Source organism: Bordetella sp. MIP270_01_BMS (assembly GCF_054958705.1).
In genome coordinates, this window is record NZ_CM143297.1 from 4366326 (window position 1) to 4388412 (window position 22087).

Below are 22087 nucleotides of genomic sequence, written 5' to 3' on the forward strand. Positions count from 1 at the left end.
CCATATGAGGTTGTGCGCCGTGGGCTCCACCTGAGCACGGCCATGCGGCGTGTGCGCGTGCGCTCGTTGCCGCATCGGTCGGTTCACGCGACTTGGCGGGCCGCCATCATCTGGCGGTTGACCAGGTGCGCGTAGGCGCCCGCGCGTTGCAAGAGTTCTTCGTGCGTGCCTGCTTCGACGATGCGCCCTGAATCCACGACGGCGATCGTGTCGGCCTGCCGTATGGTGGAAAGCCGATGGGCGATGATCAGGGTGGTGCGGTGCCGCATCAGCTCGGCCAGCGCCTGGTGTACCTGAGCCTCGCTGATGGCGTCCAGGTGCGAAGTGGCCTCATCCAGTATCAGAATCGGTGCGTCGCGCAAGAACGCACGCGCGATGGCGATGCGTTGCCGCTGCCCGCCGGACAGGGCGACGCCACGTTCGCCCACTTGCGTGCGCAAGCCATCGGGCAACGCAGCCACGAAATCGGCCAGCGCCGCGCGACTGATGGCCTGGTGCAGATCCGCCGCGCTGGCATCCGGCCTGGCCAGGCGGATGTTGTCTTCCAGCGAGCCGTTCAACAGCCACGTGTCTTGCGCCACCAGCGCGATGCGGCGATACAGTGCGTCGAGCGTGTAATCGGGAAGGCGTACGCCGTCGATGCGCACCGAGCCGTGTTCGGGGTCCCAGAAGCGCAGCAGCAGGCTCGCGAGGGTGCTCTTGCCTGCGCCGGACGGGCCCACGAGAGCCAGCGTTGCGCCCGCCGGCAGGTTCAGCGTCACGTCGCGAAGCGCGGGCTGTGCGCGCGATGGGTAGGTGAAGGTGACGCCATCAAACGCCAGGGGCAGGCCCGCGGAGCCCAGCGGCGGCGCGAGCGTGCCGTCTGTGACGGGCACAGGTTCATCGTGGATGGCTCGCAGGCGCCGGGTCGATGCCAGCGTGTCGGCCAGCTGACGGCTGACCTGGGCAATCTCCGAAACGGGCAGGAAGGCCGCTACGGCCAGCAGCACCAGGAGCGGCAGCGTGCCGGCCGCCAATTCTCCGCGGGCGACCCACCAGGCGCCGACGGCGGCCACGGCCAGACCGCCCAGGCCGGTTGCGATCTCGAGCAGGGCGGATTGCCGGGACAGGTCTGCCAACAAGGCGAGCCGCACCCGCTGATAGTCGTGAGCGATTTGCAGGAAGGCCTTGCGCCGGCGCTCGGCAGCCGAGAAGGCCACCAGGTCGGACAGGCCCTGTATGGTTTCGGAGAGGTGTGCGCCCAGCAGCCCCAGCGCCTGACGGGCACGGCTGCCTTGCGCGTCCACGCGCGCCCGGCTCATCCAGGGCGAAGCGCCCGCCCACAACAGGAACGGCAGCAGGGCCGGCACCAGCGGCCACGCAGCCGATCCCAGCACCAGCAGCACCACGGCGGGCACCAGCACCGCCACCACCGCGGGAGCCACGGTATGGGCAAAGAAATATTCGATGGTCTCGACGTCCTGGGTGGCCAGGCCTACGAGGTCGCCCGATCGCCGCCGCAGCAGGTAGGATGGGGCCAGCGCTTCCAGCTTCCGGTACAGCGCAATTCGCATCTCGGCCAGCAACTGATAGGCAATGGAGTGTGCCAGCCACGATTCGAGCCAATGCAGCGCGGCGGCAGCGACGGCCATGATGAACAAGGCAGCCAGCAAGCCATCGAAGGAGTCGCCGTTCTTCAGGCGTGCGATCACCATTGCACCCAGTGCCGAAACGGCGATGAAGGCCGCCACGCGCCCAATGCCGCTGGCGACGGTGACAGCAAACTGGCGCCTCCAGGGCCGGATCACCTGCATCAGCGTCTGCACTACCTGCGCGGTGCCGATCTGACGCGCTTCCACCTCGAGTGCCACCGGTGCGGGCCCCTGCTCATCGACACCCCGCAGTGGGGCCTGGCCGTCGCCGGCGGCCGGCGGCATCACCTGATGCGCGTCATGCTGGCCACCCATCAGGCGCCGGTACAAGGTGTCACCGGCCATCAGCGTGGCGTGCGTACCGCTTTCTGCGACCCGGCCCCCGTCCAGCACGAGAATCCGGTCGGCATTGACCACGCTAGACAGGCGATGTGCCAGTACCAGGGTCGTGCGGCCCTTGCTCAGGCGGTCCAGCGCCTGCTGGATCTCGGCTTCATTTTCGGCATCCACCGACGAAAGGGCTTCGTCCAGGATCAGAATCGGCGTGTCGCGCAACAACGCACGGGCGATCGCGAGTCGTTGACGCTGGCCGCCGGACAGCTGCAGGCCCCGTTCGCCCAGCAGGGTCTGATAGCCCTGCGGCAGCGCCATGATGAACTCATGGGCATTGGCCGCGATCGCGGCGGCCAGCAACTGCGCGGGCGTGGCATCGGGACGAGCCAGCAGGAGATTCTCTTCCACCGTACCGTGGAAAAGGGTGCTGTCCTGCGCCACCAGCGATATGCGCGCGCGCACGGTTTCCGGGTCGAGCGCGCGCAGGTCGTGTCCGCCCATGCTGATCGAGCCCGATTGAGGATCATGCAGGCGCAGCAGCAGTCGCACCAGCGTCGACTTGCCCGAGCCGCTCGGGCCGACAATGCCGACGCGCTCTCCCGGCTGTATCTCGAAGCTCAGGCCATGATGCGTCTGCTGGCGTCCGCCAGGATACGAGAACGCCACGTCGTGGAATCCGATGGCCAGACCGCCCTCCGAGGCCGAAGGCGCGGCGCGGCCTGTGCCTCGCGGCGCAGCGCTGGTCGCCTCGAGCAGGGCGCGCACGCTGGCCGCGGCCGATTGCCCCATGAGGCCATGATGCAGCACGGCGCGCAGGTCGCGCAGCGGCCGGAAGATTTCGGTTCCCGCCATCAGCACCACCAGCAGGGCAGCCAGGCTCATTTCGCCCTGCGCCACCCGCCAGGCGCCCAGCGCCAGCGCCGAGGCGGCGCCGACCGTGATGCCGATATCGGTGGCAAAGCGCGCCGAGACCTCGCGTCCCAGCACCGTGAAGCTGTTGTCCGACAAGGCGCGCGCGCGTTCGGCCAGGCGATCCCCCCATGCGCGGCTCTGGCCAAAAGCCTTGAGCGTGGGCAGTCCTTGCATGGCATCGAGAAATTCTTCCCCGAAGGCCTTGAACGCCTGCGCGCGACGCCGCGACGCGTCTTTATGACTGCGATGCGCGAGCAGGGGCAGGATCAGGGTGAGCAGGGCGGCGGCCATCAGCACCAGCGCCACGGGCCAGTCCCACCATGCGATAAAGGCAAATATCACGACGGGGGCGCAGGCGGCAATGAACAGCTGGGGCAGGTAGCGGCCGAAGAAGCTCTGCAGCTGTTCCACCCCGTCGATCACGGCCAGCATCACGCCGCCCGTGCGCTGGCCGCCAAACCAGGCCGGTCCCAGCTCGACGATCTTGTCGTAGAGCCGCGCCCGCAGATTGTTCTGGATGCGCGCGGCATTGCGATTGGCCAGGCAGTTCAACGCATGTTCGAAACCGCCGCGCAGCAAGATGGCCAGGGCCGCGCCGATCAACGGCGCCCACAGGTCGGGCCCGCTGGCCCCCGCGAACAGGCCCGCCAGGAATTGCGCCAGGAATATGAAGCGCGCGATGCCGGCGGCCAGGCCCATGAGCCCCAGCAGCGCGCAGGCCAGCATACGCAGCCGGACGCCGCTCGTCATCGCCCAGAGTGTCTTGTCGAAATACATATTGCCTCGCCGTGTTGCCGAGAGGATAGCCCAGCCAGCCCGCCGGGCGGGAAGGCGCAAGCCGGCCGCGAATCAGAACAACCCGAACCACCCGCCCCGGTTGAGTTCTTTCTCGCATGAACGGTATTGCGATCCGAAAGTCTCGGCGCGCAGCTGTACCTGCTGAGCCACCCGCTTGAGCCAGGCTTTGCGCTCGTAGCTGCGATTCCGGTAGCCCGTCCAGCCTTCGTGGTAGTTCAGGTATTGACCATAGGCGTCCCACTTCGACACGCCGTTGATGCGCTGTGTCTTGCTCATGTACCAGCCCATGAAATCCAGCGCATCGCCGAGGTTGTCGCGGCTGGCGGTCCAGCCGCCCGCTTCCCGCTTGTAATCGGCCCAGGTTTCGTCCTTGGCCTGCGCATACCCGTACGCCGAGCTCACGCGGCCCCACGGTATGAAACCCAGGAAGTAGTAACGGGGTGGCACCGCGTCGTGTTTGAAGCTCGATTCCTGGTACATCATCGCGAAGGGCACCTGCACGGGAACTCCCCACTTGTCGCGCACTTTGATGGCGGCGTCGTGCCAGTCGGGTTTCTCGCGAAAAATGGCGCAAAGATTATCCGGGTTCCTGGGCGGAGTGGTGGCGCAGCCAGTCAGCACCAGCAGCAGGGTCAGCAGGGGCAGCCCGTATCGCATCGCCTCATCCTAATTGATCGATTGCGGCATTCTAAGCGCAGCGGGCGGCCGCTGCTGCAATGGCAGGCCGGGCACTGTGCAGGCTGCAACGGCTGGACCATAATGCAGAAGACGCCGGCCGCGGCGTGCCCCAAGATGCTTGTTCACCTGAGGAGTCCCTATGTTGAAGGTCGCCATTGTCGGAGCCGGGCTGGTGGGTCGGGCCTGGGCCATTGTGTACGCCCGCGCCGGTCACCAGGTGGCTCTTTGGGACGCCGATCCCGAGCAGCCGGGCCGGGCCCTGCGTTTCGCAGCCCAGGTGCTTCCCGATCTGCAACACCAGGGACTGCTCGGGGGGCAGGCCCCCCGCCGATGTATTGGCGCGGCTGCAGGTTGCCACCGACATCGAAGGCGCCGTGTCCGATGCCGGCTATGTGCAGGAAAGCACGCCCGAAATGCTGGAAAGCAAGCGGCAGGTCTATGCAACGCTCGACCGGCTGGCGCCGGCCGACGCCATACTCGCCAGCTCCACGTCGGCGCTGCTGCCATCGCGGTTCACCGAGCATGTGGCGGGACGCGAGCGTTGTCTCGTGGCTCATCCCATCAATCCGCCCTACCTGGTGCCCGCCGTAGAACTCGTGCCCGCTCCCTGGACGGCGCCGCAAGCCATGGAACGCGCGCGCCAGATCCTGGCCGACGCGGGACAGGTGCCCATCGTGATGCAGCGCGAGATCGACGGCTTCGTGATGAACCGGCTTCAGGGCGCATTGCTGCAGGAAGCATTCCGTCTGGTGGACGATGGTTATGCGGGTGTAGAGGACGTCGACATCGGCCTGCGCGAGGGTCTGGCGCTGCGTTGGGCATTCATGGGCCCCTTCGAAACCATCGATCTCAATGCGCCGGGAGGCGTGCGCGACTACGCCGGGCGATACGAATCGATGTACGCGGGCCTGTTCGAACAGATGCAGCGCCGCGTGCCCTGGGGCGGTCCGCTCATGGACCGCATTGAAGCAGAGCGCCGCCAGCACCTGCCGGCCGAGGGCTTGGCCGAACGCCAGCTCTGGCGCGATCGGCAATTGATGGCCCTGGCGGCGCACAAGCAGGCCAGCCGTGATGAGCCCGCCCCGGAAGTACCGCCCGGGTCCGAGCGATAGATGGTCGGAACGCCGCCATTACCCACCTGCCAGGAACCGCCATGCGCATAGAAGTGCTCGTCGACGTCAAGACGACCCTGGGTGAAGGCCCGCTCTGGGACGTGGATGAACAGCGTCTCTACTGGATCGACGGGCCGGACGGACGCGTTTTCCGCTGCACTGTCGAAGGGCGCGAGGTGCGTGCCTGGCAGGCTCCACAGCATATAGGTTCGATGGCTTTGCGCGAGCGGGGAGGGGCGGTGCTGGCGTTGGCTAATGGCTTTCACTTCCTGGATTTCGCTACCGGCGAGATCGCGTTCATCGCCGATCCGGAGCCCGGCGTGCGCTCCACCCGGCTGAACGACGGCAAGGTCGACCGGCAGGGGCGTTTCGTGGCCGGCAGCATGGACGTCGGCGAAGCGCAGCCCAGCGGCTCCCTGTACCGGCTCGACACCGATCTGACGGTGCGGGCCCTGGAAAGCGGGCTGGTGGTTTCTAATGGCCCCTGCTGGAGTCCGGACGGGAAGACGTTCTACATCAACGACAGCGCCCGCGGCGAGATCCGCGCGTACGACTATCATCCGGGCACGGGCGCGATCTCGAACCGGCGAGTCCACGTGCCGGCCGGCCCGTGCGATGCGGGCGCGCCCGACGGATCCACGGTCGACGCCGAAGGCGGCCTGTGGAATGCCCGCGTGTTTGGCGGACAGGTGGTGCGCTATGCACCCGATGGTTCGCTCGACCGGGTCATCGACATGCCGGTGCAAGCCGTGACCAGCGTCATGCTGGGAGGCCCCGATCTCGACGTGTTGTTCGTGACGTCAATGGGCCGCCCCGCGAACCCGCCGTCGCGGCCGGACGGCGTGGCGCGCGGCAGCGTGTTCGCCGTTTACGGGCTGGGCGTGCGGGGCGTTCCTGAAAGGCGCTTTGCCGGCTAGGCCCGCGCTCAGAAATCCACCGACATCGACAGCTTGTAGACTCGCCCCATGCCCTGGGTCAGTTGGCCGAAATCGTTGCCTACGCTGGACCAATACTCCTTGTCGGTCACGTTGTCGACACCGAGCCGCCATACCACCTTGCGCCCGTCGATTTTGGTGGCATACCTGGCGCCCAGGTCTATGCGCGTCCATGCGGGAATCTTGGCGGTGTTGTCGATGTTCACGTACTGCGACCCGCGTCGCTGCGCGTAGGCCTGTAGCGTCAGGCCGGTGAGAGCCGGTACGTCCCATTCGGCGCCCAGCACCGCTTGATAGCGCGGCACGCCGATGGCGTCGTTGCCGTCCTGGAGCGCGCCCGGCGTGCCGCGCAGCTCGGGGTCCATGAACGTGATGCCTCCCAGCAGCCGCACGCCCGGCATGGGTTCGCCGTACACGCTCATTTCAAGGCCCCGGTTGCGCTGGGCTCCCGCCAGTTCGAACACATTATCCGAATTGGTATAGGCCTCGGGCTTCTCGATCTGGAAGACGCCGATGTGGCCGCCAACACTGCCGAAGTCCAGTTTCACGCCGGCTTCGGTCTGCTTGGTACGGTACGGCGCCAGCGTGTCACCAAAATTGCTGGCCGTCATCGGCGCGGTATCACCCCGGCTCAAGCCTTCTATATGGTTCACATAGAAAGAAACCTGCTCCCAGGGGCGCACCACCAGGCCAAAGGCCGGCGTCCATACCGATTTGTCGTACGTGGTGTCGTGTACGCCCTCGGTCGTGTAGAGCTTGTCCTTGATATTCTGATGGCGCACGCCGGCAGTGAACAGCACGCGATCGTCCAGGAACGACATCTGGTCAGACAACGCGACGCTGGTCAGGTACGTACGGCTGCTGACGTGCGGGTCGTCCAGATCGCCGCTGGCCATTGTCGTGCCCGGACGCGGGAAATACACGGGGTCGTAGATGTCGATGGGGTAAGCATCGCTCATTTCCCAGGCCTGGCGCACGCGTGTCTGCAGGCGCGATACGCCCAGGTTCACCACGTGCCCGACCGGGCCGGTGGCGAACTTGCCGCGCACGCCGATTTCGCCGCTGACGGTGTCCCGTGTATACGGTACGGTGAGACGGCTGACGGTTCCCAGGCCGTCGCCGTCGACCCGCGGCTGGCCGTAATCGCCATGCTCGCGGTCGTGGCTTGTGCCAATGGCGGCGTAGCCCATGAACGCGCTTGAGAAGTCATACTCGGCGCGCAATACGCCGAACGTGCTCTCCAGTTCACTGTAGCTCCAGGGCTGGCCGTAGTTTATGCTGTTCGAGGGAGGTGATGGGACGTCGCTGCCCAGCGGCACCAGCGTAGGCCGGGGCTGCGAGTAGCGGTATTTCTGGTACCCGGCATCCAGCGACAAGCGCAACTGCTCGCCCAGATAATCCAGCCCCACAGTTCCCACGGTCATGCGTTGACCCGCATCGTCGACCGGGCTGTCGCCGTCCCGGTGGGCCGCATTGACGCGAATCCCGTACTGCTGGCTGTCGCCCCAGCGCCGGGCGATATCCACGCCTGCGCCGACCTGCGAGTCGCTGGTGTAGTCGAGGGTGGCGCGCGTCAGTGGGTCGGCGCCTGCGCGCTTGGGTTGGATGTTGATGGATCCGCCCAGGCCCGACCCGCCCGGCGCCGCGCCGTTGAGAAACGCATTGGCGCCCTTCAGGATCTCGACCCGCTCGATCATTTGCGTGGGCAACACCTGGCGCGGCAGGATGCCGTACAGGCCGTTGAACGACAGGTCGTCATTGTTAAGCGCGAAGCCGCGTATGGAAAACGTCTCGGCCGAATTGCCGAATCCATTGCCCACCACCACCGACGCGTCATTCTTGACCACGTCGCCCAAGGTGCGGGCCTGCTGGTCTTCAATAAGCCGGGACGTGTAGCTCGACACCACGAACGGCGCATCCATGTTGTCGATGTTGCCCAGAACGCCCAGCTGGCCTCCTCGGCCTACTTGGCCGCCGGCGTATTCAATCGGCGTGGGATTCGAGAGGCTGGCCTCGCCGGTGACTGTCGTGGTTTCGAGCGTCGTGATGGAGCCCTGCACCGTTTGCGAGAGCGCCGGGCCGCTGGCCAGCAGTCCCGCGGTCCAGGTCAGTCGAAGCGCCAGCGACAGAGGGCGCAATGCTATCCGCGCAGCGGGCGCGGCGAGAATTGGGGCGGAGGGCATGGAGGATCTTCGTGCGATTAGAAATAAGAATGCTTCGTATTATCCTGACGCCTAGGGCGGGACGCAATCTTTTTTCCACTGCCATGTCGCGACGCCGGCGCCGCGCGGGCTGGCGGGGGCCCGCGGGGACACAGATCCGCCTCGGCGGGGCGCTCCGGGCCGCATTGCCGAGCCGCGCAAACAAAACGGCCCCGGAGTTACCCGGGGCCGTGCCCATACGTCAGGGGCGGGCCGGAACCCACCCGCAAGCCGCGGCTTACACCTCGATCACGTCGGCGACATCCTTGTAGTCGGCGATTTTGTCGAAGTTCAGATACTGGTAGATCTGGTCGCCGCTCTGGTTGATGACGCCCATATCGGCCATGTACTCTTCCTTGGTGGGGATGCGGCCCAGCCGCGAGCAGATGGCAGCGAGTTCCGCCGACCCCAGATACACGTTGGTGTTCTTGCCAAGGCGGTTGGGGAAATTGCGCGTGCTGGTCGACATGACCGTAGCGCCTTCGCGAACCTGGGCCTGGTTACCCATGCACAGCGAGCACCCCGGCATTTCGGTACGGGCACCCGCAGTGCCGAACACACCATAGTGACCTTCTTCGGTGAGCTGCTGCGCGTCCATCTTGGTGGGCGGAGCCACCCACAGCTTGACGGGGATGTCGCGCTTGCCTTCCAGCAGCTTCGATGCCGCGCGGAAATGGCCGATGTTCGTCATGCAACTGCCGATGAACACTTCGTCGATCTTGGCGCCGGCCACATCCGACAGCGTCTTGACGTCGTCCGGATCATTCGGGCAGGCCACGATGGGTTCGTGAATATCCGCCAGGTCGATTTCGATAACCGCGGCATACTCGGCATCGGCATCGGGTTCCAGCAGTTTCGGGTCGGCCAGCCAGGCTTCCATGGCCTTGATGCGGCGGCCCAGCGAGCGCTCATCTTCGTAGCCGTTGGCGATCATCCACTTCAACATCACGATATTGCTGTTGATGTACTCGATGATCGGCTCTTTGTTCAAGCGCACCGTGCAACCGGCAGCCGAGCGTTCGGCCGAGGCATCGGAAAGTTCGAAGGCCTGCTCGACCTTGAGGTCGGGCAGCCCTTCGATTTCCAGGATGCGGCCCGAGAACACGTTCTTCTTGCCCTGCTTGGCCACGGTCAGCATGCCTTGCTTGATGGCGTACAGCGGAATGGCGTTGACCAGGTCACGCAGCGTGACGCCCGGCTGCATTTTGCCCTTGAAACGCACCAGCACCGATTCCGGCATGTCCAGAGGCATCACGCCGGTGGCGGCGGCGAAGGCCACCAGTCCTGAGCCGGCCGGGAAGGAAATGCCGATGGGGAAGCGCGTGTGCGAATCGCCGCCCGTGCCCACCGTGTCGGGCAACAGCATGCGGTTCAGCCACGAGTGGATGACGCCGTCGCCCGGGCGCAGCGAGATGCCGCCGCGCGTGCTGATGAATTGCGGCAGGGTATGGTGGGTCTTGACATCAACGGGCTTCGGATAGGCAGCGGTATGGCAGAACGACTGCATGACCAGGTCGGCCGAAAAGCCCAGGCAGGCCAGGTCTTTCAGTTCGTCGCGCGTCATGGGGCCGGTGGTGTCCTGGCTGCCCACCGAGGTCATGCGCGGTTCGCAATAGGTGCCCGGGCGCACGCCCTGGCCTTCAGGCAGGCCGCACGCACGACCAACCATCTTCTGGGCAAGCGAATAGCCGCGGCCCGAGTCGGCCGGGTTCTTGGGCAGGCGGAACAAGGTAGAGGGCGGAAGGCCCAGCGCTTCGCGCGCCTTGGCCGTCAGGCCGCGGCCGATGATCAGGGGAATGCGGCCACCGGCGCGCACTTCGTCAAACAGAACATCGGACTTGACCTGGAACTCGGAAATGACTTCGCCGTTCTTGAGGGCCTTGCCTTCATAGGGGCGCAGTTCGATGACGTCGCCCATTTCCATCTTGGACACGTCGAGTTCGATGGGCAGCGCGCCAGCGTCTTCCATGGTGTTGTAGAAGATGGGCGCGATCTTGCCGCCCAGGCAGACACCGCCGAACCGCTTGTTGGGCACGAACGGGATGTCTTCGCCGGTGAACCACAGTACCGAGTTCGTGGCCGATTTGCGCGACGAGCCGGTGCCCACCACGTCGCCCACATAAGCGACCAGGTGACCCTTTTCTTTGAGCGATTCAATGAACTTTACGGGGCCGCGCTTGCCGTCTTCTTCGGGCTGGAACGCGGCGCCTTCGCGCTTGTTCTTCAGCATGGCCAGCGCGTGCAGCGGAATGTCGGGACGCGTGGTGGCGTCGGGGGCCGGCGAAAGATCGTCGGTGTTCGTTTCGCCCGGCACCTTGAAAACGGTGATCGTCAGGCTGGCGGGAAGTTCGGGACGGCTGGTGAACCATTCGGCGTCGGCCCAGCTTTGCAGCACGCTGCGCGCGTTGGCGTTGCCCTTGTCGGCCTTTTCCTTCACGTCGTGGAACGCGTCGAACATCAGCAGGGTCTTCTTGAGCCCGGCGGCGGCGATGGTGCCCACTTCGGCATCATCCAGCAGTTCGATCAGCGCGCCAATGTTGTAGCCCCCCAGCATGGTGCCCAGCAGTTCGGTGGCCTTGGCGCGGCTGATCAGCGCACAGGATTCCTTGCCCAGCGCTACCGCGGCCAGGTACGAAGCCTTGACCTTGGCCGCGTCATCGACCCCGGCGGGCACGCGATGCGTGAGCAGGTCCAGCAGGAATTCCGCTTCGCCCGCGGGCGGGTTCTTCAGCAGTTCGATCAGGTCGGCGGTCTGTCGGGCCGAAAGGGGCAGCGGGGGGATACCCAGCGCGGCGCGCTCGGCGACGTGTTGGCGATACGTTTCCAGCATGGGGAGGCCTGCGTAAAGTGGGGTTGCGAGGAGGGTTGTGGCGTGGATTGTAGAGGCTCGAGGGTGACCGGGCAAGTGTCTTATATCTTATATAAGACTTGATCCTCGCTTGCACGCGATAGACGTCCCGCGGACGATGGCCGGAATGTTAAGGTCAAGGAATGCCAGCACACTCGCGGTGGCGCTGGCCTCCCTGGCATCTTGGCAATCAGGAGCAAACCCATGACCTACGACCTGTGGTATTGGGACGGCATTCCGGGCCGCGGCGAGTTCGTCCGGCTGGCGCTGGAAGCCGCCGCGATTCCTTACCGCGAATGCGCGCGCCGCCCGGGCACCACGGCCCAGGACCTGGCCGACGACCTGAACGGGCCGCGCAAGCATCCCCCCTTTGCGCCGCCTTACCTGGTGGCGGGCCCGCTCACTCTGAGCCAGACCGCCAACATCCTGCTCTACCTGGGCGACAAGCATGGACTGGCGCCCGCCAGCGCCTCGGGGCGATATTGGGTCAATCAGCTGCAATTGACCATCGCCGATATGGTGGCCGAAGCGCACGACACGCATCATCCCGTGGCGGCCAGCGACTATTACGAAAACCAGCAGGCCGAGGCTGAGCGGCGCGCCGCCAATTTTCGGGCCGAACGCATGCCGAAGTTCCTGGCCTACTTCGAACGCGTGCTGCGCGAACGAGGCGATTGGCTGGCGGGAGGACGCCGCTGGTCGTATGCCGACCTGTCGTTGTTCCATCTGGTCGACGGGTTGTTGTTCGCCTTTCCACGGCGCATGGCAACCATAGGCCGCGAGTATCCGAAGGTCATGGAGCTGCATGGCAAGGTGGCGAAGCTGCCCGCGCTGCAGGCCTATTTCGCCAGTGGGCGCCGCCTGCCGTTCGGCGATGGCATCTTTCGCCATTATCCGGAGCTGGACGGCGCGTAGTCCGGGCGCCTGGCCGCCGGCTAGGCTGTGGGGCGCCGTCAGGGCCACTCGATAATCCGCCAGTAGTGTTCGCGCCATGCCAGGCCCGCCTGGGTGTCGGCCCGGGGCAGGTACTCGCAACCGATCCAGCCCGCATAGCCACCGCTTGCCAGCGTGCGCAGTGCGGGCTGGACTTGCGGATCCACCGGGTCCGGCTCATGCCGGCCCTCGGGGTGCGCAAACTGAACGTGGTGCACCAGGGGCAGGCTGCGCCGCAGGGCGAGGTCTACGTCCAGCCCCTCGCGCAGGCAGTGATAGAAGTCAAACTGCAGTCTCACTTCTGGCCTGTTCACCTGCTCGATGATGCGGACCGCCTGCTCGGGCAGGTAATAGAAGTACCCCGGCATGTCATGCCGGTTCAATGCTTCGAGCGTCAGCGTGACGCCAAGGTCGGCGGCCCGAAGGGCGGCGCGCCGCAGGTTTGCCACCAGCGTCGCCTCGCATTGGGCATGGGTGGCCGCGGCGGGCGGGTGCCCCGCCATGACGTGCACGCTGCGGCAGCCGGTCGCATGGCATACATCGAGTGCCCGCACCAGCGCGGCATCGAAGTCCGTTTCGCGGCCCGGCAGGCATGCCAAGCCTTTTTCGCCATTCGGGCCGGGGGGCGTGTTGACGAGCACCAGCGAGAGCGAGTTCTCTTTCAGCATGGCGGCCAGTTCGGCCGCGGCATGCTCGTAAGGAAAAAGTATCTCGACGCCGGCAAAACCATCGCGCGCGGCTGCTTGCATGCGTTGCGCGAGGGGCAGGTCGGGGTACAGCAACGACAAATTGGCGGCCAGCTTCATGTGTGCCTCTGGGAAAAGGCAAGTTTTCCACAGATCGGGGGTCAACGGTAGGCGGCGGCCCGCGAGAACTATTGCAGCCGGATGTTTCGGTCTTGCACCAGCTTTCTCCCCTGCTCAGTTTCCTTGGCGAGATACGTCTTCAGCTCGTCAGGCGAACTGCCGATGGGTTCTGCGCCGATGGTGTCCAGCGTGGCCCGCACTTTCGGATCATTCAGGGCCTTGCGCATCGAATCGTTCAGCTTGGCGACGATGTCGGATGGTGTGTCCGCCGGCGCAAAGGCGGCGAACCACGGCGTCAGCGCATAATCGGGCAGGCCGGCCTCCGCCACGGTGGGCACGTCAGGCAGGGCGGCTGAGCGCTTTGCCGTCGTTACCGCCAGGGCCGTCAGCTTGCCGGATTGAATGTGCGGGCGCGCCGAAGTGATGCTGTCGAACATGAAATCGACCTGCCCCCCCAGGAGGTCTGCCACCGCTGGGCCGCTGCCTTTGTAAGGTACGTGCAGCATGTCGATGCCGGCCATGGAGGCGAACAACTCGCCCGCCAGGTGGATGGACGTGCCCACGCCAGCGGACGCGTACGTATAGTGACCCGGCTTGTTCTTGGCATTGGCGATCACGTCCGACACACGGGTCGCGCCGGTGCGCTGCGGGTTGGTGACGAGCACGTTCGGCACGACGGCCAGCAGCGAGATCGGCGCGAAATCGCCGTGCGGGTCGTAATTCAAGCTGGGATACAGCGCGGGGTTTACCGCCATGCCATTGGCCGCGATCAGGATCGTATAGCCATCGGGCCGCGCGCGCGCGACGGCTGCCGATCCGATATTTCCGCCCGCGCCGGCCCGGTTTTCGATGATGAACGACGTGCCGAGATCGCGCCCCATTGCCTCGCCTAAGGTGCGCGCGATGTTGTCCATGGCGCCACCGGGAGGGAAGGGCACGATCCACGTCACCGGCCTCTCGGGGTAGTCGGCGCGCGCGGCGGCGGGAGCGCCCAGCAACATTGCAGCGGCTCCCAGCGCGGCCAGGGATTGAATGATTTTGGACGTGTGCATCTGTGTGTCTCCAGCGTTAATTATGAAATCAGCAAACAGGCGTACCGGGCCTCGGTCAGGATTCGGCCCGCCGATAGAAAGCCAGTTTGTCTTCATCCAGGGTGAGCCCGAGCCCGGGCCCTTCCGGCAGCTCCATCGAGAACTCGCCGTATCGCGGTGGGGATACGACGATGTCGTCTTTCAGCAGCAATGGGCCGAACAGCTCGGTGCCCCAGGCCAGGCGCGGCAAGGTGGCAAACCCGTGCGCCGCCGCCACGGAGCCGATCGACCCTTCCAACATGGTGCCGCCGTAGAGCGCCATGCCGGCCGCATCGCCCACCGCGGCCGTGCGCGTCATCTCGAGCAGCCCCCCCGACTTGGCGATCTTCAGGGCCAGCACATCGGCCGCGCCCACGCGGGCGATATCCAGGGCGTCTTCCGGCGTACATATGGCTTCGTCCGCCATGATGGGCACGACGAACCGGGCGGCCAGGCGCGCCATCCCGGCGAGGTGGGCGCGCGGGATGGGCTGCTCGATCAGATCCACCCCGGCTTCTTCCAGGCGCGCAATCGCTCCGGCGGCCTCGGCCTCGTTCCAGGCCTGGTTGACGTCCACCGTGACACGGGCGCGATCGCCCAGTGTCCGCTTGATCCGCGTGACATGCGCGACATCCTTTGCGACGTCGCGCCGGCCCACCTTCAGTTTGAAGGTGTCGTGCCGGCCCGAGTGCAACAGCGCCTCGGCTTCATCAATGTCTTGTGCGGTGTCGCCGCTGGCCAGCGTCCACAGTACCGGCAGTCGCGTCCGCGCCGCTCCCCCCAGCAATGTGGCCACGGAAACCTGCAGGCGCTTGCCTTGCGCATCGAGGAGCGCCGTCTCCAGTGCGGATTTGGCGAAACGGTTGCCACGGGCCACTTTATCCAGGCGCAGCAGTGCACCCCTTATGTTGGCCGCGTCCTGCCCGACAAGCGCGGGCGCCAGGTAAGTATCAATGGCGAGCTTGATGCCTTCCGGACTTTCGTCGCCGTAGCTCAGGCCGCCGATGGTCGTCGCCTCGCCAATGCCTTCCACGCCGTCGCTGCAGCGCAGGCGCACGATGACCAGGGTCTGCCGTTGCATGACCGCCATGGCGAGCTGGTGTGCCCGGATGGTGGGCAAGTCGACCAGTAGGGACTCGATGTGTTCAATGTGGATGGCACTCATACCTGGATCGCAAAGAAGTGGTTGCAGACTTCAGTATGCTGCTCAATTTTCATGGGGTCCAAGACTATATTGGTTCCTTTCGATACCTTGAAGGTATGGCAACCGATGGAACTCCGGCATTTACGCTATTTCCAGGCCGTGGCGCAGGAAGGCAGCTTCACGCGCGCGGCAGCGCGTCTGCATATTGCGCAGCCCCCCCTCAGCAGGCAGATCCGGCAACTCGAAGACGAGATCGGTGTCACGCTGATCGAGCGCGGTGCTCGCAGCCTCAGACTGACCGAGGCAGGGCGCTTCCTGCTCGAGCAATCAATGCAGTTGACGACCCGGCTGGACGAAGTGATACAAGGCACGCGCAGGCTGGGGCGCAACGAGCGGGGTTGGTTCGGCATAGGCTTCGTGCCGTCCAGTCTGTATGGCTTCGTGCCGGAACTGATCCGCCGCGTGCGCGAGGCTGATCCACGGATCGAGGTCGGCCTGGCCGAGATGACCACCCTGCCTCAGATAGAGGCCCTGAAGGCCGCACGCATCGACTTGGGCATAGGCCGTATCGTGTTCGACGACCCGGCCATCGAACGGCGGGTTCTGCTGACCGAGCCGCTGGTTGCGGCGCTCCCGCTCGGGCATCCGCTGGCCCGGCGGCACGAACTGAGTATCGAGCAGCTTGCCGCACAGCCTTTCGTGCTTTATCCGGCGCGGCCGCGCCCCAATTATGCGGACCACGTGCTGGGCTTGTTTCGCGCGGCCGGCCACGCGCCGCGCGTCGTACAAGAGGCCAACGAACTGCAGACGGCGATGGGCCTGGTCGCGGCGGGGCTGGGCATTACCGTGGTGCCGCAATCGGTGCAGCGTCAACAACGCATAGATGTGACCCACGTGCCTATCGACGCGGCCTCGTTCGTCTCGCCGCTTATTCTCAGTCACCGCAAGGAAGATAAGTCACCGTTTCTCGCGCAGGCGGTGGAACTCGCGGCGCAACTGGCCGCCGCCAGCGTCGAAAGCGTCTGAGCGGCGGCCGGTGGCGCCGGCCGTAATGAGTTGAGCGCTCAGAGCACCTTGGCTTCGTGATGTACCTGAGGCGCCTGAGCAAAATGCGGCCCGACCAGCTTGCGCCATTCCTGGAAGTCGGCCGATTCGCGAAAGTCGACCATATGGTGGTCGACGGTTTCCCAATCGACCACCAGGGTGTACTGCTGCGGATTCTCGATCGAGCGATGCAGGCTGACGCCGTGGCAGCCCCGGGCGCGCATGAACAGCGGCTTGGCCTGGGCCACGGCGGCTTCGAATTCGGCCTCATGGCCGGCGGTGACAAGAATGCTGGCGATTTCCAGAATCATCGGATTTTCCTTGATGGCGGGTGTGCGATGGCAAGTATGATCGGAAATTATCCAATCTGCGCAGGAGCGGCCATGCATTATCTGATGTTCTATGACCTGGTGCCCGAGTACCTTCAACGCCGGGGTGAGTTTCGCGACGAACACTTGGCTCTGGCCCGCGAGGCGGTTGCGCGGGGCGAGCTGGTCCTGGGCGGAGCGCTGGCCGATCCCGCCGACCAGGCCGTGTTGCTGTTCAAGGCCGACTCCCCCGACGTGGCCGAAGCCTTTGCCCGCGCCGACCCCTACGTGAGGGCCGGTCTGGTGCGTCAGTGGCGCGTGCGTCCCTGGACCACGGTGGTGGGCGCGCAAGCCGCTCATCCGGTACCCGGCTGAGCCACGGCCCCCCCCGGAACGGGGCGGCGGTCTCGACAGCGGTATGATGCGGCCTGGCCTTCCACCCCCCCGCATGATTCATGCCGCTGTCCCATTCGCTGTTGGCGCTTTCCGCAGTCTTCATCTGGGGCACGAACTTCGTCGTCATCAAATGGGGGCTGGCCGAGTTTCCTGCCTTCCTGTTCGCCGCGCTGCGTTTCCTGCTGTCGGCGCTACCCTGGGTCTTCATCTTCCGGCGGCCGGCGGTACCGTGGCGTGCGCTGGTGGTCACGGGACTGCTGCTGGGCGTAGGGCAGTTCGGCTTGTTGTATTGGGCCATGCGGCAAGACATTTCGCCAGGCCTGGCATCGCTGGTGATCCAATCGCAGGTCTTCTTCACCATACTGATGTCGTCGATCCTCAAAGGCGAGCGCATACGTCCCCTGCAGGTCGCTGCGCTTGCACTCGCAGTGGCCGGGTATGGGCTCGTGGCCTGGCGCAGTGTCGCCGATACGGCCGCCGCGGTCACATTGACCGGGCTGGGCATCGTCCTGACAGCCGGGGTGGCGTGGGCGTGCACCAATATGGTCATGCGGGGCGTTGGGCGTGTGAACATGCTTGCCTTCACCGCATGGAGCAGCCTGTTCGCGATTGTCCCGCTCGCCCTGATCAGTGTCGCCGTTGACGGTCCGGCGAGCATAGGGCAGGCGTTGGCGAACGCCAGCGTGGGCGCCTGGCTGGCGGCCTTGTGGCAGGCCGTCGGCAATACCGTGTACGCCTTTGGCGTGTGGGGGTGGCTGCTGGCCCGCCATCCCGCAGCCACGATTACACCCATGGCATTGCTGGTGCCGGTATTCGGCATTCTGGCTTCCGTCGCCATGCTGGGCGAGCCGTTGCCATTCTGGAAGGCAATGGCCGCCGGCCTGGTGCTGGCCGGTCTGTCCCTGAACATGGTCGCAAGTCGCACAGGAGGCAGGCGGTAGCGGAACGCGGCGCGCACGCGCCCGTGACAGTTGTCGTAGTGGCAGGATGACGTGGGTTGATCATTTGCTGTTCCTGGGCTGCGTGGCGCTTGCCACGTATGCCCAGACCATGACGGGGTTTGCGTTCGGACTGGTGCTGCTGGGGCTCAGCGGGCTGCTTTCGCTGGCGCCACTGCCCGAGGTGTCGAATGTGGTCAGCCTGCTGACGTTGGCCAACGCCGTGGTCGCGCTTGGGCACGCACGTTCGCACTTGAGCTGGAACTTTATCCGGCTGCCTCTCGCTGCCAGTTTGATCGGCGTCGTTGCGGGCGTCGCGGCCCTGGAATGGATCAGTGGCAACACAGCCCTGCTGTTGCACTGGCTGCTGGGCCTCACGATCCTGGCATGCGCGTTCCTGCTGGCGAGTCGCGCACGGCCCTTGCCGCGCGTTTCATCGCCCGCGTCCTTTGTGCTGTATGGCACTTTATCGGGCGTGCTGGGTGGCCTGTTTTCAAGCGCCGGGCCACCCATGGTCTATCACTTGTACCGGCAGCCATTGCCGCTGGGGCTGGTGCGCAATACCTTGCTGGCGCTGTTCGCCGCGAATGCCGTGGTACGGCTGGCGCTGGTCGCCGGGCATGGCAGCCTGGGCGCCACGTCGCTGTGGCTCAGTCTGGAGGCCCTGCCGGTGGTGGTGGTCCTGACCTGGGCAGTGCGTCGCTACGCGTCATCCGGGTCCGTGCAAACCGTCAGACGCATGGTGTTCGTGCTGTTGCTGATTTCAGGCCTGGGCCTGCTGATCCCCGCTACGCGCGCCTTGCTGGCTTCGGCGCTCGCAGCGGGCTAGACGGTATCAGCCCTGGCCCCGAAGCCGGGCCAGTTCGGCTTCTGCGACGTCGACGCGGACGGCGCCCTGCGTCACCAGGGCCTTGGCGACACGTTCGATCTCATCGCCCACCGCGCCCGCCATCATGGCGATGTTTTGCGCATGCAGGGACATGTGACCCTTCTGTATGCCGGTGGTGGCCAGCGCCTTCAGGGCAGAGAAATTCTGGGCGAGTCCGACGGCGGCAATTACCCTGGCCAGACGCTCCGCAGTCGCCACGCCCAGGATCTTGAGGCAGGCGCGGGCAGTCGGATGCAGTTTTGTCGCACCGCCCACCAGGCCCACGGCCATGGGCATTTCCAGCGTGCCGGCCAGGTTTCCGTCGGCGGTGACTTCCCAGTCGGTCAGGCTGGAATACCAGCCCTTGCGCGCCGCGTAGGCATGTGCGCCGGCCTCCACCGCGCGCGTGTCGTTGCCGGTGGCCAGCACCACGGCGGACACGCCGTTCATGATGCCTTTGTTATGCGTCGCCGCGCGGTACGGGTCGGCGGCGGCAAAGCGGTAGGCGCTGATGATCCCGTCGCGCACCGAGGCGCCGCCAATGGCTTCGCACGTCCATACGGCTCGCGCACGGGCCAGCCGGCGGTCGGCAAGATTGGAAAGAATGCGCAGGTAGACGCGTCCGCCTGTCCAGGCCTCGATGTGCGGCGCCAGCTTCTCGGCCATGCTGTTGACCGCGTTGGCGCCCATGGCGTCGCGCGTGTCCACGATCAAGTGCGTGATCACCATCGGGCCACCCGCGGTGTCGACCTGGCGCACCTCTACATCCTGCAGACCGCCGCCCAGCTTCACCAGCAGGGGGTCGCAGGCATCGCACAATGCCTTGATTTCGGCTTTGCGCTCGAGGATGCGCATGCGGGCATGTGCGGGGTCCGTCACCCCCACCAGCTGTACCTGCGCGATCATCAGCGAGCCGGACATTGAAGTCGTGAAGCCGCCCTGGTCATAGCATTGGCGCGCGGCGTTGCATACCGCCGCGACCACCGACGATTCTTCGGTCGCCATCGGAATCAGCACGTCCACGCCATCGACTTTCATATTGGTGGCGACGCCGATGGGGATATTCAGCGTCGCCACCACGTTCTCGATCAGGTGGTCCGCCAGGTGCGGGTCGAGATTGCCCATGTTAGCCAGATGGCGCACGGTCTCGTCGTCCAGGTCGGCGAATGCCGCCACGCGGGCCAGCCGGGTCTGAATGTCGTCTTTGTGGAAACCGGAAATGCGGGAGCTCTTGGCGTGTGTGTTCACGATCGTGTATCCAGGTATCGAAGGTAGATTCAATTGGCCATCAGGCGCGGCAGCCACGTCACCAGGCCAGGGAAGGCGGCGCATATCAGCAAGGCCACCACCTGCAGCAACATGAAGGGCGTCACGCCGCGATAGACCGTGCCCATGCCCAGGTGCGGCGGCAGCGGCCCCTTGATGTAGAACAGCGTGTATCCGAATGGAGGGCTGATATATCCGGTCTGGATGGTGATCGCATACAGCACCCCGAACCAGATCTCGTCAAAGCCGAGCAGCCGCACGATGGGCAGGAATACGGGAACCGTCAGCAGAATGATGCCGATCTCGTCCAGCGCCGTTCCCAGGAAGATCAGGATCAGCATCATCGCGGCCAGAATGGCGTAGGGCGGTACGTCCAGCTGCTGGATGAATGTCATCAGGGTGTTTGCGCCGCCCAATCCGGTGAAGATCGCCACATAGGCCTTGGCGCCGATTGTGATCCACAGAATCATTGCGGTGGCCTTCAGCGTCTCTATGGCAGACACGCTCAGATTGCGCAGCGTCAGCTTGCCGCGTATCGCACTGGCCAGCACTGCACCCAGTACGCCGACCGCCGCGGCCTCCGTCGGCGTGGCGATGCCGAAGAAGATCGAGCCCAGAATCATCACGATCAGCATCATCGGCAGGATGATCGCCCGCAGGCTGCGCAATTTCACTCCCAGCGGCACCGGGTCGCCGGTAGGTGGCGGAACCTGGCCCGGCCGGAAGTACGCCACGTACAGGATGTACAGGACATACAGCCCTGCGAGAATCAGTCCCGGTATGAGTCCGGCGATCAGCATCTTGCCTATCGACACCTGGGCCGTCACCGCATAAACAATGGTCAGGACCGACGGAGGGATCAGAATGCCCAGCGTGCCGGATGCGCAGATGGTGCCCGTGACGAGCTTGGGGTCGTAGCCGCGTCGAAGCATTTCCGGCATGGCCAGCAATGCCATCGCGGTGACGGCTGCGCCCACCACGCCGGTCATGGCCGCCATCAGCACGCATATGACGACAGTGCCGATGGCCAGGCCGCCGCGCAGGCGGCCAAACCAGAGTTCCATCGCGCGGTACAGGTCTTCGATCACGCCGGAGCGCTGCAGAATGCCTGCCATCAATATGTACAGCGGGATGCCCAGCAGCGCCTCGGAGCGCATGGTGTCGAAAATCTGCAGCACCATGAGCACGACGGCATCGGCATTCCACAGCGTGACAGTCAAGAGCAGGGACAGGCCGCCCAGCACGAAGGCGATCGGCAGGCCGGTCAGCATCAGGACCGTCAATCCGCCGAACATGATCAGCAGAATGGTGTTGGGGCTGAGCGTCATGGGTTGAGCTCCATCGCCGCGGGGTCGCGCACCCACAGGCGCAGGAACTCAGCCAGACTCTGTGCGCCGAGCAGTATGACGGCCAGTGGCACAGCGAACTTCAGTGGCCATACCGGGGGATTCCAGGCAGTGAACGAGGTCTCTTGAAACGCCAGGGACTGCATGGCAAGCGGCAGTGAATACGTCGCCAGAATCACGCAGAACGCCATGATGATCACGTGGTTGAACAGGTCGAGCTGGCGTATCCGTTCCGTCGAGAGCCGGCGCCGCACCAGGTCCAGATTGACGTGGCCGCGCAAATGCAGCAAATACGGGCCGCCCAGCAAGAAGTAGGGGCCGAACAGCATCGTCGCGAGTTCCATGCCCCATACCGTGGGCGCGCCGAAAACATAGCGCGCCGTCACTTCGTAGAGCATGACGGGAACGATGATCAACATCAAGCCGGCAACGATCAGGAACAACACGCGGTTGATCCTGGTCACCAGCGCGACATACCAGCGTATGGGTCCAGGCATGAAGGTCTCGGTGGTAATGCAGG

General features: G+C 65.3%; 18 protein-coding genes and 1 pseudogene. 8 read left to right on the plus strand and 11 right to left on the minus strand.

The annotated features are described in order from the left end of the window. Positions 1 to 83: 83 nt before the first annotated feature. Positions 84 to 3653, minus strand: a complete 3570-nt coding sequence (locus ACV17W_RS20500) for an ABC transporter ATP-binding protein/permease (protein WP_462594207.1) — start codon at positions 3651 to 3653, stop codon at positions 84 to 86. Positions 3654 to 3725: 72 nt separating this feature from the next. Then, positions 3726 to 4331, minus strand: a complete 606-nt coding sequence (locus tag ACV17W_RS20505; protein ID WP_462594208.1) for a transglycosylase SLT domain-containing protein — start codon at positions 4329 to 4331, stop codon at positions 3726 to 3728. A 160-nt stretch (positions 4332 to 4491) separates the two neighbouring features. Between ACV17W_RS20505 and ACV17W_RS20510 the strand changes: the two are divergent. The 3 genes and pseudogenes from ACV17W_RS20510 to ACV17W_RS20520 form a co-directional block, all read left to right on the plus strand. Beyond that, positions 4492 to 4611, plus strand: a pseudogene (locus ACV17W_RS20510) (3-hydroxyacyl-CoA dehydrogenase NAD-binding domain-containing protein); the annotation flags it as partial. A 76-nt stretch (positions 4612 to 4687) separates the two neighbouring features. Next, positions 4688 to 5464 (plus strand): 3-hydroxyacyl-CoA dehydrogenase, encoded by a 777-nt coding sequence (locus tag ACV17W_RS20515; RefSeq protein WP_462594209.1) that lies wholly within the window; start codon positions 4688 to 4690, stop codon positions 5462 to 5464. Positions 5465 to 5505: 41 nt separating this feature from the next. Beyond that, the gene (locus ACV17W_RS20520) at positions 5506 to 6381 is read left to right on the plus strand and encodes an SMP-30/gluconolactonase/LRE family protein (protein WP_462594210.1); all 876 of its coding nucleotides are present in this window, start codon (positions 5506 to 5508) and stop codon (positions 6379 to 6381) included. A gap of 8 nt (positions 6382 to 6389) precedes the next feature. Here the strand turns inward: ACV17W_RS20520 and ACV17W_RS20525 are convergent, their stop codons facing one another. Together ACV17W_RS20525 and acnB are read right to left on the minus strand one after the other, a co-directional pair. Next, the gene (locus tag ACV17W_RS20525) at positions 6390 to 8582 is read right to left on the minus strand and encodes a TonB-dependent receptor (RefSeq protein ID WP_462594211.1); all 2193 of its coding nucleotides are present in this window, start codon (positions 8580 to 8582) and stop codon (positions 6390 to 6392) included. A gap of 256 nt (positions 8583 to 8838) precedes the next feature. Next, positions 8839 to 11430, minus strand: a complete 2592-nt coding sequence (gene acnB, locus ACV17W_RS20530; RefSeq protein WP_462594212.1) for a bifunctional aconitate hydratase 2/2-methylisocitrate dehydratase — start codon at positions 11428 to 11430, stop codon at positions 8839 to 8841. Positions 11431 to 11652: 222 nt separating this feature from the next. On the opposite strand from acnB, the gene ACV17W_RS20535 reads away from it, so the two are divergent. Further along, positions 11653 to 12363 (plus strand): glutathione S-transferase, encoded by a 711-nt coding sequence (locus ACV17W_RS20535; RefSeq protein WP_462594213.1) that lies wholly within the window; start codon positions 11653 to 11655, stop codon positions 12361 to 12363. A 38-nt stretch (positions 12364 to 12401) separates the two neighbouring features. Here the strand turns inward: ACV17W_RS20535 and ACV17W_RS20540 are convergent, their stop codons facing one another. From ACV17W_RS20540 to ACV17W_RS20550, 3 genes are all read right to left on the minus strand, one after another. Beyond that, positions 12402 to 13187 (minus strand): hydroxypyruvate isomerase family protein, encoded by a 786-nt coding sequence (locus ACV17W_RS20540; protein ID WP_462594214.1) that lies wholly within the window; start codon positions 13185 to 13187, stop codon positions 12402 to 12404. 68 nt (positions 13188 to 13255) lie between these two features. Beyond that, the gene (locus ACV17W_RS20545; RefSeq protein WP_462594215.1) at positions 13256 to 14239 is read right to left on the minus strand and encodes a Bug family tripartite tricarboxylate transporter substrate binding protein; all 984 of its coding nucleotides are present in this window, start codon (positions 14237 to 14239) and stop codon (positions 13256 to 13258) included. A 55-nt stretch (positions 14240 to 14294) separates the two neighbouring features. Beyond that, positions 14295 to 15422 carry a muconate/chloromuconate family cycloisomerase gene (locus ACV17W_RS20550; RefSeq protein ID WP_462594217.1) on the minus strand — a complete coding sequence of 376 codons (1128 nt, stop codon included), beginning with the start codon at positions 15420 to 15422 and terminating at the stop codon, positions 14295 to 14297. A 105-nt stretch (positions 15423 to 15527) separates the two neighbouring features. On the opposite strand from ACV17W_RS20550, the gene ACV17W_RS20555 reads away from it, so the two are divergent. Beyond that, positions 15528 to 16427, plus strand: coding sequence for a LysR family transcriptional regulator (locus ACV17W_RS20555; RefSeq protein WP_462596602.1), 900 nt, complete (start codon positions 15528 to 15530; stop codon positions 16425 to 16427). A 38-nt stretch (positions 16428 to 16465) separates the two neighbouring features. Here ACV17W_RS20555 and ACV17W_RS20560 read toward each other — a convergent pair whose 3' ends face one another. Continuing rightward, positions 16466 to 16756, minus strand: coding sequence for an antibiotic biosynthesis monooxygenase family protein (locus tag ACV17W_RS20560; protein ID WP_462594218.1), 291 nt, complete (start codon positions 16754 to 16756; stop codon positions 16466 to 16468). Positions 16757 to 16828: 72 nt separating this feature from the next. Here ACV17W_RS20560 and ACV17W_RS20565 point away from each other — a divergent pair, with 72 nt between their 5' ends. The 3 genes from ACV17W_RS20565 (at position 16829) to ACV17W_RS20575 (ending at position 18916) form a co-directional block, all read left to right on the plus strand. After that, a complete protein-coding gene (locus ACV17W_RS20565; protein ID WP_462594219.1) occupies positions 16829 to 17128 on the plus strand; it encodes a YciI-like protein in 300 nt (99 codons plus the stop codon). 80 nt (positions 17129 to 17208) lie between these two features. After that, positions 17209 to 18090: an EamA family transporter gene (locus ACV17W_RS20570; protein ID WP_462594220.1), complete on the plus strand. Its 882-nt coding sequence runs from the start codon at positions 17209 to 17211 to the stop codon at positions 18088 to 18090. A 46-nt stretch (positions 18091 to 18136) separates the two neighbouring features. Then, entirely contained in the window at positions 18137 to 18916 is a 780-nt protein-coding gene (locus ACV17W_RS20575) for a TSUP family transporter (RefSeq protein ID WP_462594221.1), read from the plus strand. A 6-nt stretch (positions 18917 to 18922) separates the two neighbouring features. Here ACV17W_RS20575 and ACV17W_RS20580 read toward each other — a convergent pair whose 3' ends face one another. The 3 genes from ACV17W_RS20580 to ACV17W_RS20590 are packed head-to-tail and all read right to left on the minus strand — an operon-like array spanning position 18923 to position 22064. Next, on the minus strand, positions 18923 to 20203 hold the full coding sequence (locus ACV17W_RS20580; RefSeq protein ID WP_462594222.1) for a hydroxymethylglutaryl-CoA reductase, degradative: 1281 nt from the start codon (positions 20201 to 20203) through the stop codon (positions 18923 to 18925). 29 nt (positions 20204 to 20232) lie between these two features. Further along, the gene (locus ACV17W_RS20585; protein ID WP_462594223.1) at positions 20233 to 21549 is read right to left on the minus strand and encodes a TRAP transporter large permease; all 1317 of its coding nucleotides are present in this window, start codon (positions 21547 to 21549) and stop codon (positions 20233 to 20235) included. After that, on the minus strand, positions 21546 to 22064 hold the full coding sequence (locus tag ACV17W_RS20590) for a TRAP transporter small permease subunit (RefSeq protein WP_462594224.1): 519 nt from the start codon (positions 22062 to 22064) through the stop codon (positions 21546 to 21548). The genes ACV17W_RS20585 and ACV17W_RS20590 overlap by 4 nt, the downstream gene beginning before the upstream one ends. Positions 22065 to 22087 lie beyond the last annotated feature (23 nt).

What these genes read in the sequence shown, in the direction of transcription:
- ACV17W_RS20500 (WP_462594207.1), bottom strand. Translation starts at nt 3,653, where the DNA reads ATGTATTTCGACAAGACACTCTGGGCGATGACGAGCGGCGTCCGGCTG.
- ACV17W_RS20505 (WP_462594208.1), bottom strand. Translation starts at nt 4,331, where the DNA reads ATGCGATACGGGCTGCCCCTGCTGACCCTGCTGCTGGTGCTGACTGGC.
- ACV17W_RS20520 (WP_462594210.1), top strand. Translation starts at nt 5,506, where the DNA reads ATGCGCATAGAAGTGCTCGTCGACGTCAAGACGACCCTGGGTGAAGGC.
- ACV17W_RS20525 (WP_462594211.1), bottom strand. Translation starts at nt 8,582, where the DNA reads ATGCCCTCCGCCCCAATTCTCGCCGCGCCCGCTGCGCGGATAGCATTG.
- acnB (WP_462594212.1), bottom strand. Translation starts at nt 11,430, where the DNA reads ATGCTGGAAACGTATCGCCAACACGTCGCCGAGCGCGCCGCGCTGGGT.
- ACV17W_RS20535 (WP_462594213.1), top strand. Translation starts at nt 11,653, where the DNA reads ATGACCTACGACCTGTGGTATTGGGACGGCATTCCGGGCCGCGGCGAG.
- ACV17W_RS20540 (WP_462594214.1), bottom strand. Translation starts at nt 13,187, where the DNA reads ATGAAGCTGGCCGCCAATTTGTCGTTGCTGTACCCCGACCTGCCCCTC.
- ACV17W_RS20545 (WP_462594215.1), bottom strand. Translation starts at nt 14,239, where the DNA reads ATGCACACGTCCAAAATCATTCAATCCCTGGCCGCGCTGGGAGCCGCT.
- ACV17W_RS20550 (WP_462594217.1), bottom strand. Translation starts at nt 15,422, where the DNA reads ATGAGTGCCATCCACATTGAACACATCGAGTCCCTACTGGTCGACTTG.
- ACV17W_RS20555 (WP_462596602.1), top strand. Translation starts at nt 15,528, where the DNA reads ATGGAACTCCGGCATTTACGCTATTTCCAGGCCGTGGCGCAGGAAGGC.
- ACV17W_RS20560 (WP_462594218.1), bottom strand. Translation starts at nt 16,756, where the DNA reads ATGATTCTGGAAATCGCCAGCATTCTTGTCACCGCCGGCCATGAGGCC.
- ACV17W_RS20565 (WP_462594219.1), top strand. Translation starts at nt 16,829, where the DNA reads ATGCATTATCTGATGTTCTATGACCTGGTGCCCGAGTACCTTCAACGC.
- ACV17W_RS20570 (WP_462594220.1), top strand. Translation starts at nt 17,209, where the DNA reads ATGCCGCTGTCCCATTCGCTGTTGGCGCTTTCCGCAGTCTTCATCTGG.
- ACV17W_RS20575 (WP_462594221.1), top strand. Translation starts at nt 18,137, where the DNA reads ATGACGTGGGTTGATCATTTGCTGTTCCTGGGCTGCGTGGCGCTTGCC.
- ACV17W_RS20585 (WP_462594223.1), bottom strand. Translation starts at nt 21,549, where the DNA reads ATGACGCTCAGCCCCAACACCATTCTGCTGATCATGTTCGGCGGATTG.
- ACV17W_RS20590 (WP_462594224.1), bottom strand. Translation starts at nt 22,064, where the DNA reads ATGCCTGGACCCATACGCTGGTATGTCGCGCTGGTGACCAGGATCAAC.